General features: G+C 50.0%; 21 protein-coding genes and 1 riboswitch. Of the genes, 7 read left to right on the top strand and 14 right to left on the bottom strand.

Annotation, left to right across the window (positions count from 1 at the left end; translation table 11 throughout):
* Positions 1–14: 14 nt before the first annotated feature.
* The 4 genes from F4V51_RS03255 to F4V51_RS03240 all read left to right on the top strand — a co-directional run bounded on the left by F4V51_RS03255 (position 15) and on the right by F4V51_RS03240 (position 3552).
* The gene (locus F4V51_RS03255; RefSeq protein WP_153976830.1) at positions 15–965 is read left to right on the top strand and encodes a helix-turn-helix transcriptional regulator; all 951 of its coding nucleotides are present in this window, start codon (positions 15–17) and stop codon (positions 963–965) included.
* A gap of 73 nt (positions 966–1038) precedes the next feature.
* On the top strand, positions 1039–1812 hold the full coding sequence (locus F4V51_RS03250; protein ID WP_153976829.1) for a zinc ribbon domain-containing protein: 774 nt from the start codon (positions 1039–1041) through the stop codon (positions 1810–1812).
* Positions 1813–2504: 692 nt separating this feature from the next.
* Positions 2505–2672, top strand: a complete 168-nt coding sequence (locus F4V51_RS03245; RefSeq protein ID WP_153976828.1) for a hypothetical protein — start codon at positions 2505–2507, stop codon at positions 2670–2672.
* Between the two features lie 190 nt (positions 2673–2862).
* The gene (locus F4V51_RS03240; protein ID WP_153976827.1) at positions 2863–3552 is read left to right on the top strand and encodes a hypothetical protein; all 690 of its coding nucleotides are present in this window, start codon (positions 2863–2865) and stop codon (positions 3550–3552) included.
* Between the two features lie 84 nt (positions 3553–3636).
* On the opposite strand, the gene thiC is transcribed toward F4V51_RS03240, so the two are convergent.
* Together thiC and F4V51_RS03230 are read right to left on the bottom strand one after the other, a co-directional pair.
* Positions 3637–5442 carry a phosphomethylpyrimidine synthase ThiC gene (gene thiC / locus F4V51_RS03235; protein WP_167301680.1) on the bottom strand — a complete coding sequence of 602 codons (1806 nt, stop codon included), beginning with the start codon at positions 5440–5442 and terminating at the stop codon, positions 3637–3639.
* 354 nt (positions 5443–5796) lie between these two features.
* Positions 5797–5910: riboswitch (TPP riboswitch) on the bottom strand.
* Positions 5911–6032: 122 nt separating this feature from the next.
* The gene (locus F4V51_RS03230) at positions 6033–6776 is read right to left on the bottom strand and encodes an IclR family transcriptional regulator (protein WP_153976826.1); all 744 of its coding nucleotides are present in this window, start codon (positions 6774–6776) and stop codon (positions 6033–6035) included.
* 360 nt (positions 6777–7136) lie between these two features.
* On the opposite strand from F4V51_RS03230, the gene F4V51_RS03225 reads away from it, so the two are divergent.
* On the top strand, positions 7137–8162 hold the full coding sequence (locus tag F4V51_RS03225) for an alpha/beta hydrolase (protein WP_095362113.1): 1026 nt from the start codon (positions 7137–7139) through the stop codon (positions 8160–8162).
* Between the two features lie 160 nt (positions 8163–8322).
* Positions 8323–9630, top strand: a complete 1308-nt coding sequence (locus F4V51_RS03220) for a Fe-Mn family superoxide dismutase (protein ID WP_153976825.1) — start codon at positions 8323–8325, stop codon at positions 9628–9630.
* Between the two features lie 159 nt (positions 9631–9789).
* On the opposite strand, the gene F4V51_RS03215 is transcribed toward F4V51_RS03220, so the two are convergent.
* The 8 genes from F4V51_RS03215 to F4V51_RS03180 form a co-directional block, all read right to left on the bottom strand.
* On the bottom strand, positions 9790–10014 hold the full coding sequence (locus tag F4V51_RS03215; RefSeq protein WP_095293207.1) for a hypothetical protein: 225 nt from the start codon (positions 10012–10014) through the stop codon (positions 9790–9792).
* 70 nt (positions 10015–10084) lie between these two features.
* A complete protein-coding gene (locus F4V51_RS03210; protein ID WP_153976824.1) occupies positions 10085–10948 on the bottom strand; it encodes a lipoate--protein ligase family protein in 864 nt (287 codons plus the stop codon).
* Positions 10949–11126: 178 nt separating this feature from the next.
* Complete coding sequence (gene folE / locus F4V51_RS03205) at positions 11127–11720, bottom strand: GTP cyclohydrolase I FolE (protein WP_095293209.1); 594 nt, start codon at positions 11718–11720, stop codon at positions 11127–11129.
* Between the two features lie 93 nt (positions 11721–11813).
* Positions 11814–12077: a YneF family protein gene (locus F4V51_RS03200; RefSeq protein WP_095293210.1), complete on the bottom strand. Its 264-nt coding sequence runs from the start codon at positions 12075–12077 to the stop codon at positions 11814–11816.
* A 225-nt stretch (positions 12078–12302) separates the two neighbouring features.
* Positions 12303–13334 carry an HD-GYP domain-containing protein gene (locus F4V51_RS03195; protein WP_153976823.1) on the bottom strand — a complete coding sequence of 344 codons (1032 nt, stop codon included), beginning with the start codon at positions 13332–13334 and terminating at the stop codon, positions 12303–12305.
* A 15-nt stretch (positions 13335–13349) separates the two neighbouring features.
* Entirely contained in the window at positions 13350–15185 is a 1836-nt protein-coding gene (gene queG / locus F4V51_RS03190) for a tRNA epoxyqueuosine(34) reductase QueG (RefSeq protein WP_153976822.1), read from the bottom strand.
* A gap of 168 nt (positions 15186–15353) precedes the next feature.
* On the bottom strand, positions 15354–15929 hold the full coding sequence (gene lepB / locus F4V51_RS03185; protein WP_153980539.1) for a signal peptidase I: 576 nt from the start codon (positions 15927–15929) through the stop codon (positions 15354–15356).
* Between the two features lie 258 nt (positions 15930–16187).
* Positions 16188–16613 carry a GNAT family N-acetyltransferase gene (locus F4V51_RS03180; RefSeq protein ID WP_095293213.1) on the bottom strand — a complete coding sequence of 142 codons (426 nt, stop codon included), beginning with the start codon at positions 16611–16613 and terminating at the stop codon, positions 16188–16190.
* A 532-nt stretch (positions 16614–17145) separates the two neighbouring features.
* Between F4V51_RS03180 and F4V51_RS03175 the strand changes: the two genes are divergently transcribed.
* Positions 17146–17757 (top strand): superoxide dismutase, encoded by a 612-nt coding sequence (locus tag F4V51_RS03175; RefSeq protein WP_153976821.1) that lies wholly within the window; start codon positions 17146–17148, stop codon positions 17755–17757.
* Between the two features lie 67 nt (positions 17758–17824).
* Here the strand turns inward: F4V51_RS03175 and mutY are convergent, their stop codons facing one another.
* The 4 genes from mutY to F4V51_RS03155 all read right to left on the bottom strand — a co-directional run bounded on the left by mutY (position 17825) and on the right by F4V51_RS03155 (position 21298).
* Positions 17825–19141, bottom strand: coding sequence for an A/G-specific adenine glycosylase (gene mutY / locus F4V51_RS03170; RefSeq protein ID WP_153976820.1), 1317 nt, complete (start codon positions 19139–19141; stop codon positions 17825–17827).
* A gap of 52 nt (positions 19142–19193) precedes the next feature.
* The gene (gene acpS, locus F4V51_RS03165; RefSeq protein ID WP_153976819.1) at positions 19194–19592 is read right to left on the bottom strand and encodes a holo-ACP synthase; all 399 of its coding nucleotides are present in this window, start codon (positions 19590–19592) and stop codon (positions 19194–19196) included.
* A 323-nt stretch (positions 19593–19915) separates the two neighbouring features.
* The gene (nadE, locus tag F4V51_RS03160) at positions 19916–20725 is read right to left on the bottom strand and encodes an NAD(+) synthase (RefSeq protein ID WP_127540767.1); all 810 of its coding nucleotides are present in this window, start codon (positions 20723–20725) and stop codon (positions 19916–19918) included.
* A gap of 138 nt (positions 20726–20863) precedes the next feature.
* Positions 20864–21298, bottom strand: a complete 435-nt coding sequence (locus F4V51_RS03155) for a BrxA/BrxB family bacilliredoxin (protein WP_095362104.1) — start codon at positions 21296–21298, stop codon at positions 20864–20866.
* Positions 21299–21364: the final 66 nt, after the last annotated feature.

The following is a 21364-nucleotide window of genomic DNA, read 5'->3' as shown; positions in this document are numbered from 1 at the left end:
AGGAAACCTTTTTTATGAAATTGGACCGTTTATTAGCCATCGTTGTACTACTAATCAATCGCGGCCGAGTACAGGCCAAGGATCTGGCAGACACGTTTGAAGTTTCTATCCGTACCATTTATCGTGACATCGATACCCTGGGTCAGGCAGGCATTCCTGTTGTGACTTACCAGGGCATGAGCGGTGGCATCGGTCTTGCGGAAGGTTACCGTCTGGATCGAAATGTATTGACTGACCGCGATCTGGCCTCTATTGTTACCGCACTGCGCAGCGTCTCCACATCTCATACCAATGTAGCACGAGAACTATTGATGGAGAAACTAAGCAGCATTGTGCCGGAATCCAAAAATGATGACTTTCAGGCCGATACAAATCGCTTCATTGTGGATTATTCGATGTGGACCCACCCGGAAGCGCTGCAAAATAAACTGCAGATCATTGAACAGGGACTGGATCAGCTGCGTCCAATCACCTTTACCTATTGCAGCGCCGAAGGGGCCCAAACTCACAGAACCGTCGATCCTCATACCCTTGTTCTTAAAAAGCACTCCTGGTACCTCTATGCGTTCTGTCACGAGCGTAATGAGTTTCGCATGTTCAAACTCGTCCGTATGCAGGACGTGACACTTGCTCAGGGAAGCTTTGAACGCAAACCCATCAACCTGCAGGAAAGGCCCTGGCAGCAGGAGTGGGCGACTCCAGGGAACGCGGTTGCCATGACGATCAGATTCCACGCCCGTGTCCGTCATATCGCCGAAGAGTGGTTTGGCATAGAGAACGTCATCCCCGACGGCCAGGGTTATTATATAAGTCAGGTGGCATTTCCAGAAGATAACTGGCTGTACGGATTCATTCTTGGCTTTGGCGCAGATGCCGAGGTATTAGAGCCTCTTCATATACGCGACGAGATCCGCCGGATTGCAGAACAAATTGTGCAAAATTATGCTGCCCCTCCGCAAACCTGACAGACTGATGTCCAGTTCCTCTCGTTATACTTCATCTATATTCAAGCTGTACATTACGAGGAGGAATTGAATAATGAACGTCACGATATGCCAGAGCTGCGGAATGCCGCTGACCACCCCTACCCAATTCGGAACGGAAGCAGATGGAAGTGCAACCCGTGAATACTGCATCTATTGCTACAAAGAAGGCATGTTCCAACAGCCCAACATTACACTGGAAGGCATGACTGAGATGTGCACCGTGATCCTCAAGGAAGAAGGTATGGATGAGGAATCAGCGCGGGCAATGCTGCGCAATCAGCTTCCCTTTTTGAAACGATGGAGCCCCTCCAATCCTGAGGGCAACGACAATACGCACTCCGTTCAACCTGTTCGTTATGTTACGCTTCCCGGCAAACGCCTGGCTGGCAAATCGGCCAGAACGACCAACGCAATCGAGATGAGCGGCAATGGTTGTATTCAGGGATTGTGGGATCGTTATTTCACATCAGGGCAGCTCCCCGCTCCAGAGGCAGCGCGATATGGCTGTTACGCGGATTACACAAATGGTATACACGGGGAATACACCATACTCGTAGGTCATGAAGTCGCTGCGGATGAAACATTACCAGCTGGTATGAACTCGGTTGAATTGCCACCAGCAACATACGCCGTATTCACCTCCCGCAAGGGTCCAATGGCAGAAGTTGTAGGTGAAGCATGGGGCGCTGTATGGGGTTGGAACCATCAGAATGAGCGAACGTTTACCGGTGATTTCGAGTTATATGATGAACGGAGTATGGATCCTGCAAATGTCCAGGTCGATATCTATATTGCGGTTAAACAAGCTAGGCCAACTACAGAATAATGATATTAATCATTTACATTTCCTGATTAACGTTACACAAGCCATCCAGCTCCCTGGATGGCTTGTCTTGGTGCTGCTCCCCTGTCTCGCCTGTAAACACGTGTAAAACCACCCCCATCGCGCTCACGACAACCGACTATGGTACCAAGTTAGTTAGCTTCAATGATACCTACTCTCCCAGACAATTTGTCTTATTTTCGACACAATTGACATTCCTGAAACTGGGACTATTCACTTAACAACCGATTCGTTCCTCCCATATCAAACCTATCATATCAGGTTCTTTACTCCTGAATTTCCCTAAAACCGTTTACATCTCCTCAATACGGGGTAAAATCACTACAATCCAATTGGAATTGCACCATAACTTCCCGATTTCATCTAACAAGTCACATATACCTATTTGTGCATTTGGAACGACTACCTATCAAAATACATAGCCCATATAAGATGAATTTAATATTTACACCCCAGCGGAGAGGGCAGGACTCACTGAAGAAGCGAAGCGTTCGCCTAAAAGCTTTCTGCAAGAAAGCTACATCGGAAGCATAGGCAATCACCGGATTTTCCCCTTTAAAGAGGGAATTCAAAAAATCTGGGGATAACAGCGATCGGAAGAGGGTACTGCAATCGCAGTGTTAAGTGTAACGTTCATAAGCTCAACTTATATCCAACCCAGAGGAGGAACCAAGATGATCCGCATGCCTATTCAGCAAATGATCCCGTACCACCACCAATATCCGCGCAACACGGCGACCACTGCTCCCAAAAAGGAGAATGAGAACACTCAAGGTCTATCCTTTCACGAGATTCTGCAGCAAAAAATGGCTCAAAAGAATGCAGCTCCTTCCATGCGATAAAAGAAAACCTGACCATATTTGAGTCTGATTATAGAACCGTCCTTCTGCCTTCTGGCGGAGAGACGGTTATTGGTATTGGTATTGGTATTGGTTTAACACTGTACAGTTCCCGGCCGCGTTTCTATAATGGATTAAATATCTGCAGCACTCACGACTCACAAAAAGAAGCATTGGCAAAGGGGATGTCATTATGATCACGATCGGCTGTTATCACGCTCACTACTCCAACATCGCACTCATTGAAGAAGCGCTCGCCCCCTATGAAGTGGAACTTGTGCATTATGTCGATCCCGGTCTGGATCGCCTTAAACAGGGTGCGAACTTCTCAGAGACTATCATTCGAGAAAAGGTATCCCAGACATTACAGTGGATTGCCCAGTGTCATGCCGATGCCATTCTGGTCACCTGTACCCTGTTTGCCGCAGTACTGGCGCGCGAAGCACAGCATGTCTCCATCCCCGTTATTGGTATCGATGATCCATTACTGCAGAAGGTGCAGCAGGATTCGCAGGAATACATTCTTGCTTTTACCAATGCAGCAACGGTTGAAGGAACGATGGCGCGGGTGCAAGAAGCGCTACAGCAAGGTGAGACTAACGGGCAGGCAAACGTTGCCGCCGCTTCGAGAACGAAGGCCGCATTAATTCCCGGTACATTTGAGTTGATCATGCGCGGCGATAAGGAAGGATATATGAGTGCCGTGACTACGGGCTTGCAACAACTTGCTGCACAGTCACCAGAAAAAAAAATTTTTGCCGCTCAGCTGTCCATGGCTCCCGCCGCTGCCCTTGCTTCAGCAAATGCAGGTACGGAGATCTACAGCCCGCTTGCATCCCTTGCATCATATTTGGAGCAGCAATTGCATATTAGCCTGCGTTAGGGTTATAAAAAGCCGTTCTTCTCCGAGTAGTGGAGAGAACGGCTTTTAGTTATCTTAGGCTGCTTAAATTGCGCTGTAACGAGCTTAGGATCGCGAACGGTATTCCTCAGCCTTCTCCTGCATCCCGGCTGCTACAGCCTCATTCTCGGACAAGCCCTTGACTGCGGCAAAGGCACGAATATCCTGCGTAATGCGCATGCTGCAAAATTTAGGCCCACACATGGAGCAGAAATGGGCCTCCTTGGCCCCTTCAGCCGGGAGTGTCTCATCGTGATAGGACAGGGCACGTTCCGGGTCCAATGACAGGTTGAACTGGTCCCGCCAGCGGAATTCGAAGCGGGCCTTCGACAGCGCGTCATCCCGGCGCTGTGCACGCGGATGGCCTTTGGCCAGATCAGCGGCATGTGCCGCAATCTTGTAAGCAATAACGCCTTCCCGGACATCATCTTTGTTCGGCAGGCCCAGATGTTCCTTTGGTGTCACATAGCAGAGCATCGACGTTCCGAACCAGCCGATCATCGCCGCTCCAATGGCTGAGGTAATATGGTCATAGCCTGGTGCAATATCGGTTGTCAGCGGACCAAGTGTATAAAACGGTGCTTCCTTGCAGATCTCCATCTGAAGGTCGACATTCTCCTTAATCTTGTGCATCGGCACATGTCCTGGCCCCTCAATCATCACCTGCACATCATGCTTCCACGCAATCTGTGTCAGTTCACCAAGCGTAGCAAGTTCAGCCATCTGGGCTTCATCATTGGCATCATAGATGCTGCCCGGGCGGAGTCCATCTCCGAGAGAGAAGGCTACATCATACCTTTTCATGATTTCACAGATTTCCTCAAAATGCGTGTACAAAAAGTTTTCCTGATGGTGTGCAAGGCACCATGCCGCCATAATGGAACCACCTCTGGATACAATGCCGGTCATCCGTTTGGCCGTCATCGGTATGTAACGCAGCAGCACGCCTGCATGGATTGTAAAGTAATCCACACCCTGCTCGGCCTGCTCAACGAGCGTATCCCGGTATAACTCCCAGGTGAGTGCCTCGGCTTCGCCATTCACCTTCTCCAGCGCCTGATACAGCGGCACCGTCCCGATCGGCACCGGAGAATTGCGGATAATCCATTCCCTCGTCGTATGAATATCCTTGCCTGTGGAGAGATCCATTACCGTATCCGAACCCCAGCGTACCGCCCAAGTCATTTTCTCCACTTCTTCTTCAATCGAAGAGGATACGGCAGAGTTGCCGATATTGGCGTTGATCTTCACGTGGAAATGACGTCCGATCAGCATCGGTTCGCTCTCGGGATGATTAATATTCGATGGCAGAATAGCCCTGCCGCTCGCCAGCTCCTGCCGGACGAACTCCGGCTCTACGCCCTCACGGATAGCTGCAAACTCCATCTCAGGCGTAATAATGCCCTGCCTCGCATAATGCATCTGGGTGACACAGCGTCCGGATTGTGCACGCAGCGGTTTGCCGCGGAGGCCTGGATATTCTTCCGCTCCGGTTCTCTTCCCTCCAGGCTTCAGCCCGTTATCCTCCGGTTTGACGGTACGTCCCTGGTACGCCTCTACATCGTTTCGTTCCGTAATCCATCGTGCACGCAAAGCTGGCAGACCTGACCGGATATCGGCGTGAAATCCGGGATCCGTCATAGGGCCGCTCGTATCGTACACGCGCAGCGGCTCGTTATGCTCCACCCCTTGGGGGGTATTCGTGTCATGAAGGGCAATTTCACGCTCGGGTACGGCAATGTCCGGTCGTGAGCCCTGAATGTAAACTTTGCGGCTGCCGGGAAACGGTTGGACCCGCCCAGCCGCCACTGTTCCTTTTTCCAACCCCTGCTCTGCATGTTCCTGTGCTGTTGTTCTGTTGTTTGTGCTCATCGCTACCTCTTCCTCCTCGTTGGTCATCCCATGGTTGGGCCAGTTTGATTGCTCATGCACTCGTTCCATATCATCCACGCATAGGCAAGAAAAGAACGGCCAACTTCCGAAGAAAGAACATTACAGCGGCATAGCGTAGACAGAATCTGGCACAGGCATAAGTGGGTTATACCCAACTCCAGCTCTCCCGCAAAAGAAGACAACTCCCCTCTGCTGAGGATGATCGCTTGACGCTGTATATAAAAAAGCCGGTTCCCGAGGGAACCGGCTTATGTCCATCACCCATAACAAGCCTGATGCCAAGCTCCCACAAGTGGAGACATGCCAAAGGCTAAATTATGCAGGTGTTCGTGGTTATATCGCCGATTACTTCCCTACGCTGGTATGATCCAGATCAGGTGCAAAGGGTCCGGAATCTCATGCGATCCCGTCTCAGTCCGGACAATTCGGACTCCCCCAGTAACGTTAACAGTTGCGGTATGTGTACCGCAGTTCCATATTCAATTCATTCCAGCCCCGCTGAGCTGTCCATTACAGACTAGCGCAAGCCAGTCAGAAATACAACCCTTTATCTTCCATTGCATGCCGGATCAGGCCAACATGAGGCCCATCTGCGCAGCTGCTTCCTTAAGTACAGGTGCATATTCGTGCAAAGTTTCCTGGGACAGGCGGCTAACGGGACCCGATACGGATAGCGCAGCAGCAATATTCCCCTTACGATCCATAATAGGAACGGATACTGCAGCCGCTCCAGGCTCACGTTCTTCGTAGCTGGTCGCATATCCATTCTCCCGAATATCGCCCATCTGGGCCAGATAAACTTCGGGATCGATAAATACGGGCCATTCGGGGCCATTCATCAGTTCCTCCCGGTCTTCTTCCGTCGCAAATGCCATGAGTACTTTGCTGGAAGCCCCTACCGATAGAGGAAGACGGACACCAACCGGAGCCACCCGCCGGATGGCCTGATCACTCTGAACAGCCTGAATACGGATACGCTCACTGCCATCCCGCAGGTACAGACTGACTGTTTCTCCCAAACGATCTCTGAGCCGCTCCATCGCAGGAAGCAGCAAAATGGCAGGGTCATCACTGCGGGACATATGAGCAGACAGCTCCCAGATTCGAATCCCGAGCCTGTATTTCTCAGTGGCCGCATCACGAATGACAAAGCCCTTCTCCTCCAGCGTTGCCATCAGACGGTGAACCGTACTTTTGTGCAAACCAATCTGACTCGCAATTTCCGTGAGTCCAAGATCGCTCCGTGTGGTAAAACATAATAATATATCCAGCGCCCGTTCCACAGCCCGGACGGTTAATTTGCGGTCTTCCATGGCATAATGCCCTCCTCATGTTTCATCACATGAAACTTGGTTACATAAATTATATGAGAAACGATCTCATCTGTAAACCAAAATGAGCCAAATCATGACGTTAAGAAGTGTAAATATTTTCTTTTTATAAGACTAAATCCCCTGCAATTTGCACCATCAGGAAATGTTAACCATATATCTTTTGGACTATATAACAATTGCGTAACAAATGCCTCCAATCAATTGACTTTGACTATATGGAAACATACGATAAAGATATATAAGCAAGACTTTGCTGTCATGTCAGCAAGGACACCAAGATATATTATCTGATCTGAACTCGTTGTTATCTTCAATTGATCTTAATAAGGAGGGGCAATCATGTTTCCGACATCCCAGAGCGAAGCCCCGCTGCAAACGAAAGTGTCCGATCTGCCTTCTTCGTTATCACCGAGGCTGATCCGGTTCAAACATATTATCGTAGCGTTGCTGCTCTCCGTTGTATTTTTTCTGCTCTTTTGTTTCATTGCCCTACACGGTTATATTGCCTGGGTATTATCCAACCCGACCGTAGCTCCCGTGTTCTCCAATCCAATGCAGGCCAAGAACATGAAGTATGAGGATATCACGTTCCCGGCAGCAGATGGCAGCCGTACGATGCAGGGCTGGTATATCCCCGCAGACACGGATGTCAACAAAACCATTATCTTCAGTCATGGATATGGGGCCAATCGTGAGGAAACCTGGGTTCCCATGTATGACCTGGCACACTATGCCCACCAGCTCGGGTTCAATGTCGTGATGTTTGACTATGGTTTCGCCTCACAGGTGAACAAGGCAGTCGCTACAGGAGGCAAAGCCGAGTCCCAGCAATTGCTTGGTGCCATTCAGTTCGCCAAGCAGCGCGGTGCTCAGGAGCTTGTTGTCTGGGGATTCTCGATGGGCGCAGGCACAGCATTACAGACGGGTCTGCTAACCGAGAACGTGGATGCCATGATTCTCGACAGCACCTTCCTGCTAGAGCCGGATACGCTGTATCACAACATTCATAACCAGATTGATCTGCCGCGACAACCAACTCTGCAGATCATGAATCTGTTATTCCCGGTTCTGAATGGCACCGGATTACAGCAGATTCCGTATCAGGAAGTCAAAAAGAAAGACTATCCGTTCCCGATCTTCTTCATTCACGGGACGGAGGATGAGAAGGCACCCTATCCAATCGCCGAGCTTCTCGCCGCCAACCAGACGAACACCTACTCAGAGGAATGGATCGTACAGGACGCACATCATGAGCTGATCTTCCGGGAACATCCGAAGGAGTATCTCCGCCGTGTCTCTACGTTCCTGAGTCATGTGACGAAGACAAGCAGCGACGATGTGGAAAATACCAATACCGGTGAATAGAATCTTCCGGTGATCAGAGCCCCTATGGGGCTCTTTTTTTATGCACACATAGGACAACATGGCAGGAGAATATACTTTTGGGACGATTATAAATGGTGAATCACAGTGTATCCCTTGAAGGGCTGCTATGACAATTGAATTGAATGGAGGTTTGCCGCATATGAATTGGTCTGGCTATGGACCCTTGCTGCCTCTGCGCATCCTGGAAGAGATCAGATTCTGGAAGGAGCAGGAGAAAGAGCATACGCTTGTTATTCGGGCACTGGTTCCCGATCTGGAGCCCACTTATGTAAAGCTGCTTGAAGAATGGGCAGTGACATTTGAAAATACCGAGAAGGCAGCCAACCAGCTGTTGAAACAGTTGTTACCCGGAACCCATCCGCCTGCCCCTTACATCATCGGAAGCGTAGAGCAGCTTATCGCCTCTGCACGTTCACAATCGCGGGAGTTCATCAGGCAGCTGTACGTCCTGCTCGAGCAAAGTGCTGCTGTGCAAGCTGTCCCGCTCGCCAAGGCAGTCATTCTGCACTTTATTCGCGAATCGGAATATTTCCTCGGCGTACTCGATACCTTGATTCAACCTGGAATCATGCGGGATTCGGTAAGTGATGCACCCTTTTCTTTGGATAAGTATGTTCAATTGTCAGGAAGCAGCGAACGTGAAGCAGCGGAGGAGCCGTCATCCATCGCTGGAAAAACTAACGCACCGTCAGCTCCATCAGCTCCCGCACCTTCATCATCTTCTTCACAGGTGCAGTCTTCAGAGGTCTCCGGTCTATCGCCTTCTTCCGGTACGACAGAGAGCATCACCTTACCTTCTACACCTCCTGTGAAGGAGAGACCTGTTCCGATTGGTGGACACACACTGCCTCCTCTGCCCTATGCCTACAACGCTCTTGAACCACATATTGATGAGATGACGATGCGCATTCATCACGATAAGCACCATCAATCCTATGTGGATGGACTCAATACAGCCGAGAAAAAACTGGCCGAGTCACGTAAAAAAAATAATTTCGAACTCGTCAAACATTGGGAACGGGAACTTGCCTTCAATGGTGCAGGCCATTACCTGCATACGATCTTCTGGACGATCATGAATCCCAGAGGCGGCGGCAAACCTTCCGGATTGCTTGCTGAACAGATCAAACGGGATTTTGGCAGTTATGAGGCATTCAAAAATCAATTCACTGAAGCGGCCAACAAAGTGGAAGGCAGCGGCTGGGCTCTCCTTGTCTGGAGTCCACGGGCGCACCGTTTGGAGATTTTACAGGCGGAGAAGCACCAGAACCTGTCCCAGTCCGACATCGTACCCCTCCTGCCGCTGGATGTATGGGAGCATGCCTACTATCTGAAGCATCAGAATGAGCGCAAGAAATATATTGAGGACTGGTGGAATGTCGTCTATTGGCCTGCGGTGGCTGAACGTTACGAAACTGCACGCAAGCTGTTATGGCCACCCTACTAGAACTGAAAAGGTAGAACCGAAAAGGGAACAAGAAAAAAGAGATATCTCCAGCCGATAGACTGCCAGATATCTCTTCTTCATTGGCAATAAAAAAAGCAAGCCTCTTGGTTCAAGAAGACTTGCTTGTATTTGGATATGTCTCTTCTGCGTCATGCCAGACTAGGAAGCACAGCCCTCGCACGCAACATAGTTGTCCCCAACCTGTTTGCTGATGGCAATCAGGTCACCCAGCTTGATATCTTCCTCACCCGTGAACTCCAGGTCGGCAATACGTGCAACGATCAAAGCCGCGGCTTCTTCCTTGCTTGTTGCCATTTGGCTGAACTCAGACTTCTCGCCTGAAGAAACAACCTCATATTCAAATGTATATCTCAAAGTTTCCATCTTGGCACTCTCCTTCCGAAATCACATCATATCATCTCTATTAACCAATTCCAAGTGTTCGCGAACGATACTAATCGTAGCGCAGTTTCATCTGCTCTGCCGTCTGCATGACTGCCTCCCGATTAACGGACAATACGCGGTCAGTTTCAGCCAAAGGGTATCGATTACGAAGCGTACGGACCAGGGAAGCGGTGTAAGCTGCTGCAGAAGGCACTCCTGCCAGCTCTTGAAGACTCGCCATTGTGCCGGGACGAACATCGGGATACCCTTCCTGCAGGCCGTCTGCTGCATGCTGGTAGAACCTGCGCACCTCTGCCGCCAGCTTGTCTCCATGTCCTTCCACGATAATAAAAGCCGTAATAATATAAGCCTTCGCCTGTCTGCGCTGGGCAATACCGCAAAATTTCAGTCCACCGACACTAACATCATAATCACCGGGGCAGAAGGCACCCTCGATCTCTCCGGTTTGCGCCTGATTCGACCATGGCGTTAAAGACTCGGCAATAAGAGCAGCCATCTCGCGGAAGTCATCGTGAATATTAATAGCACGGGCCGGGTTAGGCAAAATCAGTGAAATGTTAACCACGCCCGGATGAAGAGGCACAGCCGCACCTCCCGAGGGACGAACACAGACAGCGGTTCCCTGCGTTCTTATGCCTTCCATTGCCTCTACAGCCTTGGGGAGGCGGCGATCCCGCAGACCTGCAACAAATGCGTCAGGATGACGCCAAATATGGGCGACGGGCAGATGCCCTTCGCCTACACGGCGGCACATCACCTCTTCCCATGCAAATGCCTCGAGCACACTGCTTCCATACCGAAGCAGTGGTGTTTCCCAGATCTGTATACGGTGCAGCCTGGATGACGAGCTGGACAGAACCGGTTGCTCTGCCCCAGGCTGTCCGGTTGTGTCTGAATTCAAAGGTACACTCATATTTGCTAACCTCCGACTAAACGAATCTGAATCAGGATAGGACAAGGAAAGGGTCTTAACATCGCTGATGTACACAAATGCTCATATAAATAAATAAGCCGGTTCCCAGGGAACTCGGCTTATTAGATGAACCGTTTAAATGATTGGACACGGCTTCGAAGCCTGTCCGGTTCGGAACTTAGTCCTTAACCAGAGACAGAAACTCGGCACGCTGCGCCGTATTGTCCCGGAAGGAACCACGGACAGCGGATGTTACCGTCTTGCTGCCAGGCTTCTTCACGCCGCGGGAGCACATGCACAAGTGCTCACCTTCCACAACGACCATGACACCATGCGGTTCAACAGCCTCGTTCAGGATGTCGGCAATCTGTGAAGTGATACGTTCCTGAACCTGAAGACGACGGGTAACCGCCTCCACCAACCGGGCCATTTTGCTCAAACCGACAATTTTGCCGCTGGGTACATACCCAATATGCACTTTGCCGAAGAAGGGTGCCATATGATGTTCACACTGGCTGTAATAAACGATGTCCTTCACAATGACAAGCTCTTCATGATTCTCGTCAAACGTCACGCCGAGTACATCGCGCGGGTCCACTTCATACCCGCCAAAAATCTCCTCATACATCCGGGTTACGCGTGCAGGCGTCTCAAGCAGCCCTTCTCGCGTACTATCTTCTCCGATCAGTTTGAGGATCTGTTCCACATGGTACTCGATCTTCTCCCGATTGTCAGATACTTTTGAATTCAAATAATCTTTCACGCCAGCCACTGCCGAACGCCTCCTTTCGAACCACTTGGTGTAAGCCTTCTTTCATTTCAGCAAATTACTTAATTGATTATGCAATTTGCTTGCTTACAACTATTATTTTCGGCGGCCCGAGTTTTTACGCGCAGGATGCTGCCCCGGCTGAGGCATCTTCGCGCCAGGCTGCTGGTTCTTCATCATCTGCTGGGCGCGCTGCATTTGCTTGCCATTCAGGTTATAACCCATTTGCTTCGCCATTTTTTGAAGCATGTCGGGATCGCTTTGCATTTTCTCGAGTTGTTTACGCAAGTAGTACACCCCGATGAAAAATCCCCCGACCAGACCTACAATCAATGTGATAATCGGTATTACTATTTCCATCTCTTAGACACCTCTGTATGCAATCTAAAAAGCCTGATAATCCGTGTCAGCACCTGATGTCCACTTGCCTGCTTGTACACGTGTCACGGACCGGATTTCCTGAAAGTTATCATAGCATTTCCGCACGAATGGAGCAAACGGATTTTCCAGCTAATAGTTAAAAATCAGTGAACCCAAACTTCGCTTCAACCTGAGAGTAAACCGCTCATGAAGCTCCATGTAAACCTAGGTCATAACCGCCTCAATGAAAACGGTCGTTTCCCTGGCCAGATCCACCTCGACCACATCCAGATCATAACGCGTGCTTCCACGAGCAACCCGAATGACCGGTCTGCCTGGCAGCCCCCGATGCTGCCGGACAATGACTCCCGTTTCTCTGGTGGACAGCCTGACAGCTGTTCCATTCGGATATACGGATACACTCCGGTTAAATTCAATCAAAATGTCCCGATCCAGCTTCGTACCCGACATGGCCATCATCTCTTCACAGGCCTCATGCGGCAGCAGGCTATGACCAGACGAGCCGTTGATCAGATTATCATAGATATTGGCGGCAGCGACAATTTTGGCAAACAGATGAATGTCCTTGCCCATAATGCCTCTCGGCAGCCCGGTACCATCCACATGCTCATGGTGCTGAAGAGCCGTATGGGCCACGAGCAGATTGAACTCCCGCTTGGACTTGATGACTTCAAACCCCCGCCAGGTATGGTGAAGGGAAGCATTCGCCGCAGAAGCGCTGCCAGGAGGCTCTCCAACCTTGCCGATATCATGAAGCAGCGCACCCACCGCCAGATCCTTCAGCTGATTGTAGTTCAAACCCAAATTGAGTCCCATCACAGATGAAAGCAAACATACATTCATGGCATGTACGTACTGCGCGTTGTCCTTGGTTCGGATATCTGTTAACTGCACAAGCAGTTCCCGCCCGTTTAATACGTCGTTCAGCAGCTTGTCTATGCTAAGGGCAACTTTTTTGGGGCTCCAGTCTTTCCCGGAGCGGACCGCCTCCAGCGTCACGCTCATTTCATTAATAATAGCCCGCTTCGTGGCTTCATCCAGAATGTCTTCTGTCTCCACGTCTTTATACACTTCATCCTGGATGTACAGCATGGTTACGCCAATACGCTTCAGCGTATTAATCATAAATACGGTGAGCTGGACTCCCGCAGACAACAGGACTGTTCCGTTGCCAGAATATACGGTTTTGCCCAGACACTCGCCCGCCTCCACACTTTCCACGTTTACATACTTCATGAACGTCCCCCGCTCTTACGATTGCTGCTCCAATGCGAGCAATTGCTCCTTGGTTTGCAGACCGCCTACATAACCTACCAGGGTTCCGTCTTTGCCGCTGATGCGGTGACAGGGAATAATGATCGGAATCGGATTTTTGCTAATGGCATCCAGAACTGCGCGAACAGCTTTGGGTCTTCCGATCGTTTCTGCAACCTGCTGGTGTGTTGAGGCCTCTCCATAAGATATATCGGACAGGACTTGCCATACTTGAAGCTGGAACGGTGTTCCGAGCAGATCCATTTCCAACTCGAAGGATTTTCGCTCCCCGGCAAAGTACTGCTGCAGCTGCTTCGCAGCTTCACTCAGCTTCTCTTCGTTTTTCTCGTATCGGTACTCGCCAATCCAGGTTCGGGCCCATTGCTGCAGGTGAGCCTCGCGTACATGAAATGCTCCAAAATCAATATGACAGAGTCCCTTTTCCGTAGCGCACAGCGTAAGTGTACCAATAGGTGTCAGCACTTCATCATAAAATACCGGCGTACCATGAAGCCCTGTTACGGCCGAAGGTTTCCACGCAGCCGCTTCCTGCTTCACCGGTTGGCCGGATGTATTCGAATTTGTATCGGTTGATTCATTCTTCGGTTCTTCTTGCTGCTTGTCACTCATTAGCCCAACCTGCGGCTTCTCGGGTAAGGACCCGGACGAACTGAGTCGCTCCTTGGCCTTCTGCAGCATGCTTAGCACGTTTCCATCTTGTTCGTTAGCGGCAGCTTCCCCAATTGCTCTCATTGCGTCTTCTCCTCCAATTCTGCTTAACGCCCAGGCTGCGGTTCCCCGCAGCTCCGGACGTGGATCACGCTTCAGTACCTCCGTCAGCTTCGGTACAGCGCTTTTGTCTTTGAAATTGCCGAGTGCTATGACTGCGTTGCGCTGAATCGGCTTCTTGCCCCGCCAGGCGGCAGAGCTCTGCCCGAAGCGTTCCTTGAACTCCCGGTTGCCGATATCCAGCAGCGGTAACAGCAGCGGCTTCACAATCTCCGGATCGGGCTGCAGATCGGGATGGTGATCCCAGTTTTTGCCCCGATTCTTCGGACAGACGATCTGACAAGTATCACAACCGTACAGACGGTTGCCTATTTTCAACATGAACTCTTCGTCCACGAACCCTTTGGTCTGCGTTATAAAAGAAATACACCGCTGTGCATTCAATTGTCCCGGACCCACCAGTGCTCCTGTCGGACAGGCATCGATACATTTGGTACATTCCCCGCAATCTTCCGTTACCGGCGTATCCGGCTGGAAGGGAATGTTGGTCACCAGTTCACCAAGATAGATCCACGATCCAAACTTGGGTGAAATGATGGAACAGTTTTTGGCGCTGAAACCGATGCCTGCTCGCTGGGATACTGCCCGGTCAACAAGGGCCCCTGTGTCCACCATGCTCTCGATCATGGCCTCTGGCACCCGTTCCCGTATAAACTGAACCAGCTTGTCCATTGCTTCGCGCAGTACATGATGATAATCCCTGCCCCAGGCCGAACGGGCCAAAATGCCGCGATATGCCCCAGGTTCTGACTTCGGCGGATTAACCATCTTCGATGGATATGCCACAGCGATGGCAATAAGCGAAGCAGGCTCGCCTTCCTTCAAGGCAGGACGCACCCTCTTCTCGATATCCGGTTCTTCGAAACCGGATGCATAACCGTTGTCGCGATGCTGCTCCAGCAGTGATTTTAAAGAAACAAAGGGTTCTGCCGAAGCAAAACCGACATCATCAATGCCCAGCCCGGGGGCAGCTGCCTTGATCTCCTGTTTTAACTGTTCCCACACGGAACCAGCCTGAGCTGCCCCGGTCTGTACGCTCGTCATGTTCTCTTCCCTCTCTTCTTCTCCACTCATATTAATAAACAGTGAACGCCCGCCTCGCTTGAGAGGACAGGCGTCTATATCGGTACACTTCCGTGTGCACCGCATTTACATTAATAAGGGTCTATCTATTTGACGCAAAATGCAGTCTAAAGTTTCCGGACCAACATTTTACAGCTTCTTAATCTCGGAAAACGGCCAGAAAATAAACTCGGCTTTGCCGACAATTTCGCTGGATGTAATACTGCCAAACACGCGACTGTCCTTGCTCTTCCCTTCATGACGGTTATCACCCATCACAAAATAATGATCATCCTCAAGCGTGATCGGGCCAAAATCAGGATCCTGCACCTCGGTATCCGTATACGTCTCTGCCTGCTGTTCTCCATTCACAAACAAATGGTGGTCACGGACTTCAACCGTATCGCCCGGTAGTCCAACAATGCGTTTAACCAGGAACTCCTTTTTCTCCACACCCTCACTCGGGTCCCGCAGTACAATAACGTCAAACCGGGATGGCTTCCCAATATCATAGACAATCTTGTTGACGAACAAACGATCCCGCTCGACAAGTGTCGGCTGCATGGACTGGCCTTTGACCATCGACAGGTTAAATACAAACAGATTCAACAGCATCATGATCACAAAAGCAACAACGATTGTCTTCACCCAGTCCCATAGTTCTGCAGCCCAGGATTTCCCCGGCTGTTCAGACCCTGTCTGGCTGCTTCGATCTTCGGAATTCATACGCTCTGTAGAAGGTATATTGGAGTTCAAAGGGACACCTCGTTTATCAATTTTGTTCCAATGCAGGCGTTCATACTCCCTCTAAGTCTATCTTATTTGCCGAAGTGAAACAATTGGTTATGAACACCAGCAGCCCGAGGCATAATCCGAAGCGTGTTATCATACAAATAGAAAGGCATATCCCCACGTGGTTACGTTAAAGGATATGCCTAATATAAAATGGAAATCTGTTTATTTCTTTTCTTTAATCATTCAAACCTAAGCTTTGGACAAAATACTAAGTTTCTGAAAAGCACTTAATATCTTGTTGGCACCGTAACCCATAGCTTCGTATAGAGGCATGGCTGCTTTGTTGTGCTCATCACCCGCGACCCATATTTGGCTGACTTTTCGTTGCTGAAAACGTTGCTCCATGGCCTCGACAAGTGTTTTGCCGACTCCACGGCGACGATAGTCTGGATGGACCGCAATACGGTAGATGCATCCCTGGTTGTGATCAATCGTACCGATCAAGGCGCCGACGAGGTCTCCCTCTTCTTCCGCAACCATAATCAGGTCAGAATCCCATGACAATTGACGGGCAAACGGGCCCATCGTGTTCTCATAACACTCTTCCGATAGTGCAACCTGGAGAAGCTCCGTCATCTGGCTTGCATCACTCAACTGAAAGGAACGAACGTGCATGTCTTAAATCTCCCTTTTCGTTAGCTTGATGAGGTTTTACAAAAAAGGGATCCCCTTTTTACCAAAAACCCAATGTTCGAATAATGACAAAAAACGAGAAAATACCGCTTCTCCGTTAATTAAACCATACTTTCCGCCATAAAACACGCATTTTCTTTTGAAAGCGCTTAATTGTAACCGTTTACATCCGAATATTAATTTTTTTGTCTATTAAATCGCCTAATATCACATAAATATATTCATATTGGGTAAAATATGTTTGTTAACCCGAGTCATGCAATTGATCAACTTCCCAGGGGACTTAATAAACAAAAATGTTGCTTAATTAGCCCGGATGCGGTTTAATATTAGTGGCAAGGGTATTATTACATATGTACCTGAGCAGTTTGCATTCATTCAGTGATCGACTCTCCTTCACCAAGGTTGAGATTGAAATGATTCCTTTCGTCTATATCCTTGTACTGGGGAACGAATCAATTGATGATGTAAAATGCTGATTAAAAAATTCAAATTCTCAGGAGGTATTTTCACTATGGCTTTTCAATTACCGGCACTTCCTTACGCTAACGATGCTCTGGAACCACATATCGATGCACAAACGATGGAAATCCACCACGATCGCCATCACAATACTTACGTAACTAACCTCAACGCAGCTCTGGAAAGCGCTCCTGAACTGCAAGAAAAAAGCTTGGAAGATCTGATCGCTAACCTGGACAGCGTACCAGAAAGCATCCGCACAGCGGTTCGCAACAATGGTGGTGGACATGCTAACCACAGCCTGTTCTGGGAAATCATCGGACCTAACGGCGGCGGCGCTCCTACAGGCGACATCGCAGCTGCAATCGACAGCGAACTGGGCGGCTTTGACAAATTCAAAGAAGATTTTGCAAAAGCAGCTACAACTCGTTTCGGTTCCGGTTGGGCTTGGCTCGTTGTAGGCAAAGATGGCAAATTGTCCATCACTAGCACGCCTAACCAAGACAGCCCGCTCTTCGAAGGTCTGACTCCAGTATTGGGTCTGGACGTATGGGAGCACGCTTACTACCTGAAATATCAAAACAAACGTCCTGACTACATCTCCGCTTTCTGGAATGTAATCAACTGGGATGAAGTGAACAAACGTTACGCAGCAGCGAAATAAGACTGCCTGCCTATAAGAAGAGCCTGATTCGGTCGTCATGACTGAATCAGGCTCTTTTGTATTAAAATTATTCCTTTACCTCATCATATGCGCCAGCGAAGTAACTGCTCAGCAGCTTCAAGAAGACATTAGGGAATGCCAGCTTGTCCATATCCTTGGGCCCGATCCATCGATAAATGAGCCCGTCTCCCTTGCCTGTCTGCGACTCGGCAGAGTTATAGAGTGTATCCGCAGCTTCCGTAACGCTCTCTCCGACCAGATCGGATGCTGTTGGAGTAACATCCAGCATGGAAGCAGCCATCTCCTTGGCAGCCGCCTGTGCATCTGCATCATAGGCGGCTCTTGCTTCCGCAGCGATCAGCGGAAGCTCTTCACTGCCCTGGTCCTGCTCGGTGCACTTGTACACCTGCAGGTTCCAAACAATGTGGCTGAACACATGCTCCGCATGGGTAGCCAGCCCCTCCGGGCGGGCAGCGAAGCCCTCCGCCCACAGACTGCCAGCCAGCAATGCCATGGCTGGCTCATCGGCCAGCGGCCCCGCCGCCTTGCCAGCTGCGGCGGGCGCCGCCAGCACATGCGGCAGCTCCCACATGCGGGCCAGCAGGCCCGTCGCTGGGCGCTGGCGCACAAGCACTTGGCCGCGATGCTCGCCGCGGCCCTCAACCAGGGCGACCAGCCGCTGCTCAGGGCGCGGCGGCTTCGCCTTGGTCTTGACCGGCAGCGTGAGCTCCCGTCCGGCGATGCGGCCGGAACATTGCTCCATGACCGGGCAAGTCAGGCAGTGCGGCGCTTTTGGTGTACATACCAGCGCACCAAGTTCCATCAGCGCCTGATTGAAATCACGCGCCCGCCCTTCCGGAATGAGCTCTCCTGCAAGCTCCTCCATCAGCACCCGGGTGCTGCCCTTCATAATGTCCTCATCAATGAGGAAGTATCTGGATAGAACCCGCATGACATTGCCGTCCACCGCAGGCTGCGGCTGGTTGAAGGCAATACTGAGAATGGCCCCGGCTGTATACGGGCCCACCCCTTTTAATGCAAATACGGCCTGTTTATCCTGCGGCATCTCTCCTCCGTGCAGCTCCATCACCTGCTGGGCTGCCGCCTGAAGGTTGCGGGCACGGGAATAGTAACCAAGTCCCTCCCAGTTCTTCAGCACATCCTCTTCCGCTGCTTCGGCCAGGGCCTGAACGGTTGGGAAATTGGCGATAAACCGGTTGAAATAAGGGATGACCGTATCCACGCGAGTCTGTTGAAGCATGATCTCCGATACCCACGTAAAATAAGGATTATTGTGACGACGCCACGGCAAGTCACGTCTGTTAATCATGTACCAATCCAGCAAATTCACACTAAAGTGTTGCTTTTGTTCCATTAAACCCATATTTCCGTCCTCTCCTGTTACCTTGCTATTCCTATTGCTCTATTCTTACCGGCTATTTGTCCGTCTTCTCCACAATGGCAAAAGCTGCTGCAAGCTCTGTCTGATGCGTAATGCTGAGATGAATATCATACTGCTGGTCATATGGCAATTGAAGCCGCTCCCATGCCTGGCTCGACAATGTGGCGACCGGGCGTCCCTTTTCGTCAGGAAGCACCTCGATATCTGTAAAACTCATCACGCGGCCGATGCCGCAGCCAAACGCCTTGGACACCGCTTCCTTCGCTGCAAACCGGCCAGACACAAATTCAGTCATCCTTTTGCCTCGTTCAGCTGCCAATCTCCGCTCAGACGGAGTCAATATTCGATTCATAAATGCTTCGGCATAACGACCAGTCAGCAGCTTCTTCATACGTCCGATCTCCAGTACATCGTTTCCAATTCCATATATCATTAACGATTCACCCGCTTAATCTTTTATGCTGTGTAGAATCTAGAATGGTTCCTATTCATCGCTGTTACGCCGAACACGTATTCTATTGTAGCAGGAGGTAGAGCGAGAAGCGAGTACCTCACCGACATTCCCATTAATGTTAAAATAAGAATCAGGAAAGATATAGAATTGGGCATGCAGCTTCGTCAGATTGAAACCTGGAATGGATCATAATGGATATCATCCAACCGATCCTACAGCAAAAAGAGTCACTGCCTGATGCAGTGACTCTTTTTTTCATTAACAGGCTAAATCATTCACCCTGTAAACTTTAAATCAAGATTTTAGATGCCTGGGATGGCATTACGTTTATGGTGAGTGCGTGTATAGAATGACTCAAGACGCTCCTGCGCAGCAGGATCAATCTGTTTGCCTTCCAGGTAGTCGCTGTTATCCTCATAGGAAATGCCCAGTTCCTGTTCATCTGTCTGGCCTTCCCAAAGCCCTGCTGAAGGAGCCTTGTCCAGAATTTCACGCGGAACACCGAGATATGCAGCGAGCTGACGAACCTGACGTTTGTTCAGGCTGCTCAGTGGGGTAATATCAACCGCCCCGTCACCCCACTTCGTATAGAAACCAGTGATGGCTTCGGAAGCATGATCCGTACCTACTACCAGCAGGTTTTCTTCAAAAGAAAGTGCATATTGCATAACCATGCGGGTTCTTGCCTTTACATTCCCTTTGCCTTGTGGAGTCATATGACGCGGGCTGCCCATGGATTTGAAGCCTTGCTCCACTTCAAGCGCGATCTCATTAACCGCATCTTCAATATTGGTTTCCACTACATGCTTCAGGTCAAACGCTTTGGCAACCGCATAGCTGTGATCGATATCGGATTGCTCACCGTATGGCTGGAACACTCCGAGTGTTTTGTATTCCTGGTTGTTCTCGGCTGTGAGTTCGTCTGTCGCCTTTTTGCACAACGCTGCAGCGACTGCACTGTCAATTCCGCCACTAATGGCAATAAGCAGTCCCTTGGTACCGGAATTTTTCACATAGGATTTCAGAAAGTCAACGCGTTTGCGGACTTCCTCTTCTTCATTAATGCTTGGCTTAACCTTCAACTCAGCGATGATCTGTTGTTGCAAACTCATCGTTCAACACACCCCGTTTCTACATAAATGAAATTTGATGTCCAGCTTGAAAGGTCCGAATGGTTCAATAACCTTATTTGCTCAAAATGAAACGCCCCGGCATCGGTCATCCGAAGGGCGGGGCGCTCCTAGAGCTAATTAACGGCAGTAACGGTCAAATGCATTCGTGAGATCAGCCGCAATTTCCTCCGCAGAACGGTCTTCCACTTGGTGACGCTCGATAAAGTGAACGAGTTCACCGTCTTTCATCAGAGCGATGGAAGGTGAAGACGGAGGGTACGGTGCAAAGAACTCACGCGCTTTTGCTGTAGCTTCTTTGTCCTGTCCGGCAAATACCGTATACAGGTGATCCGGTGTAATATCGTGCTGAAGCGCTTGAGATACACCTGGACGACACTGGCCTGCGGCACATCCGCACACCGAGTTAATTACGACAAGTGCTGTTCCTTTAGCATCTGGCAAACTAGCTTCTACTTCCTCAGGGGTACGCAGTTCCTGAATACCCAGGCGAGTCAGCTCATCCCGCATCGGTTGAACCATATCTTTCATGTATTGATCAAATGACATCGACATTCGTTTCACTCCTTATTAATGGTTGTTCTATTATTTCGGGGAACATGTAATTGCCTACGAATCCAC

The sequence above is a fragment of the Paenibacillus xylanilyticus genome (assembly GCF_009664365.1).
Taxonomy (GTDB): Bacteria; Bacillota; Bacilli; order Paenibacillales; family Paenibacillaceae; genus Paenibacillus; species Paenibacillus xylanilyticus_A.
Note: the sequence above shows the minus strand (reverse complement) of the source record. Positions and strands in the feature narration are given on the sequence as shown.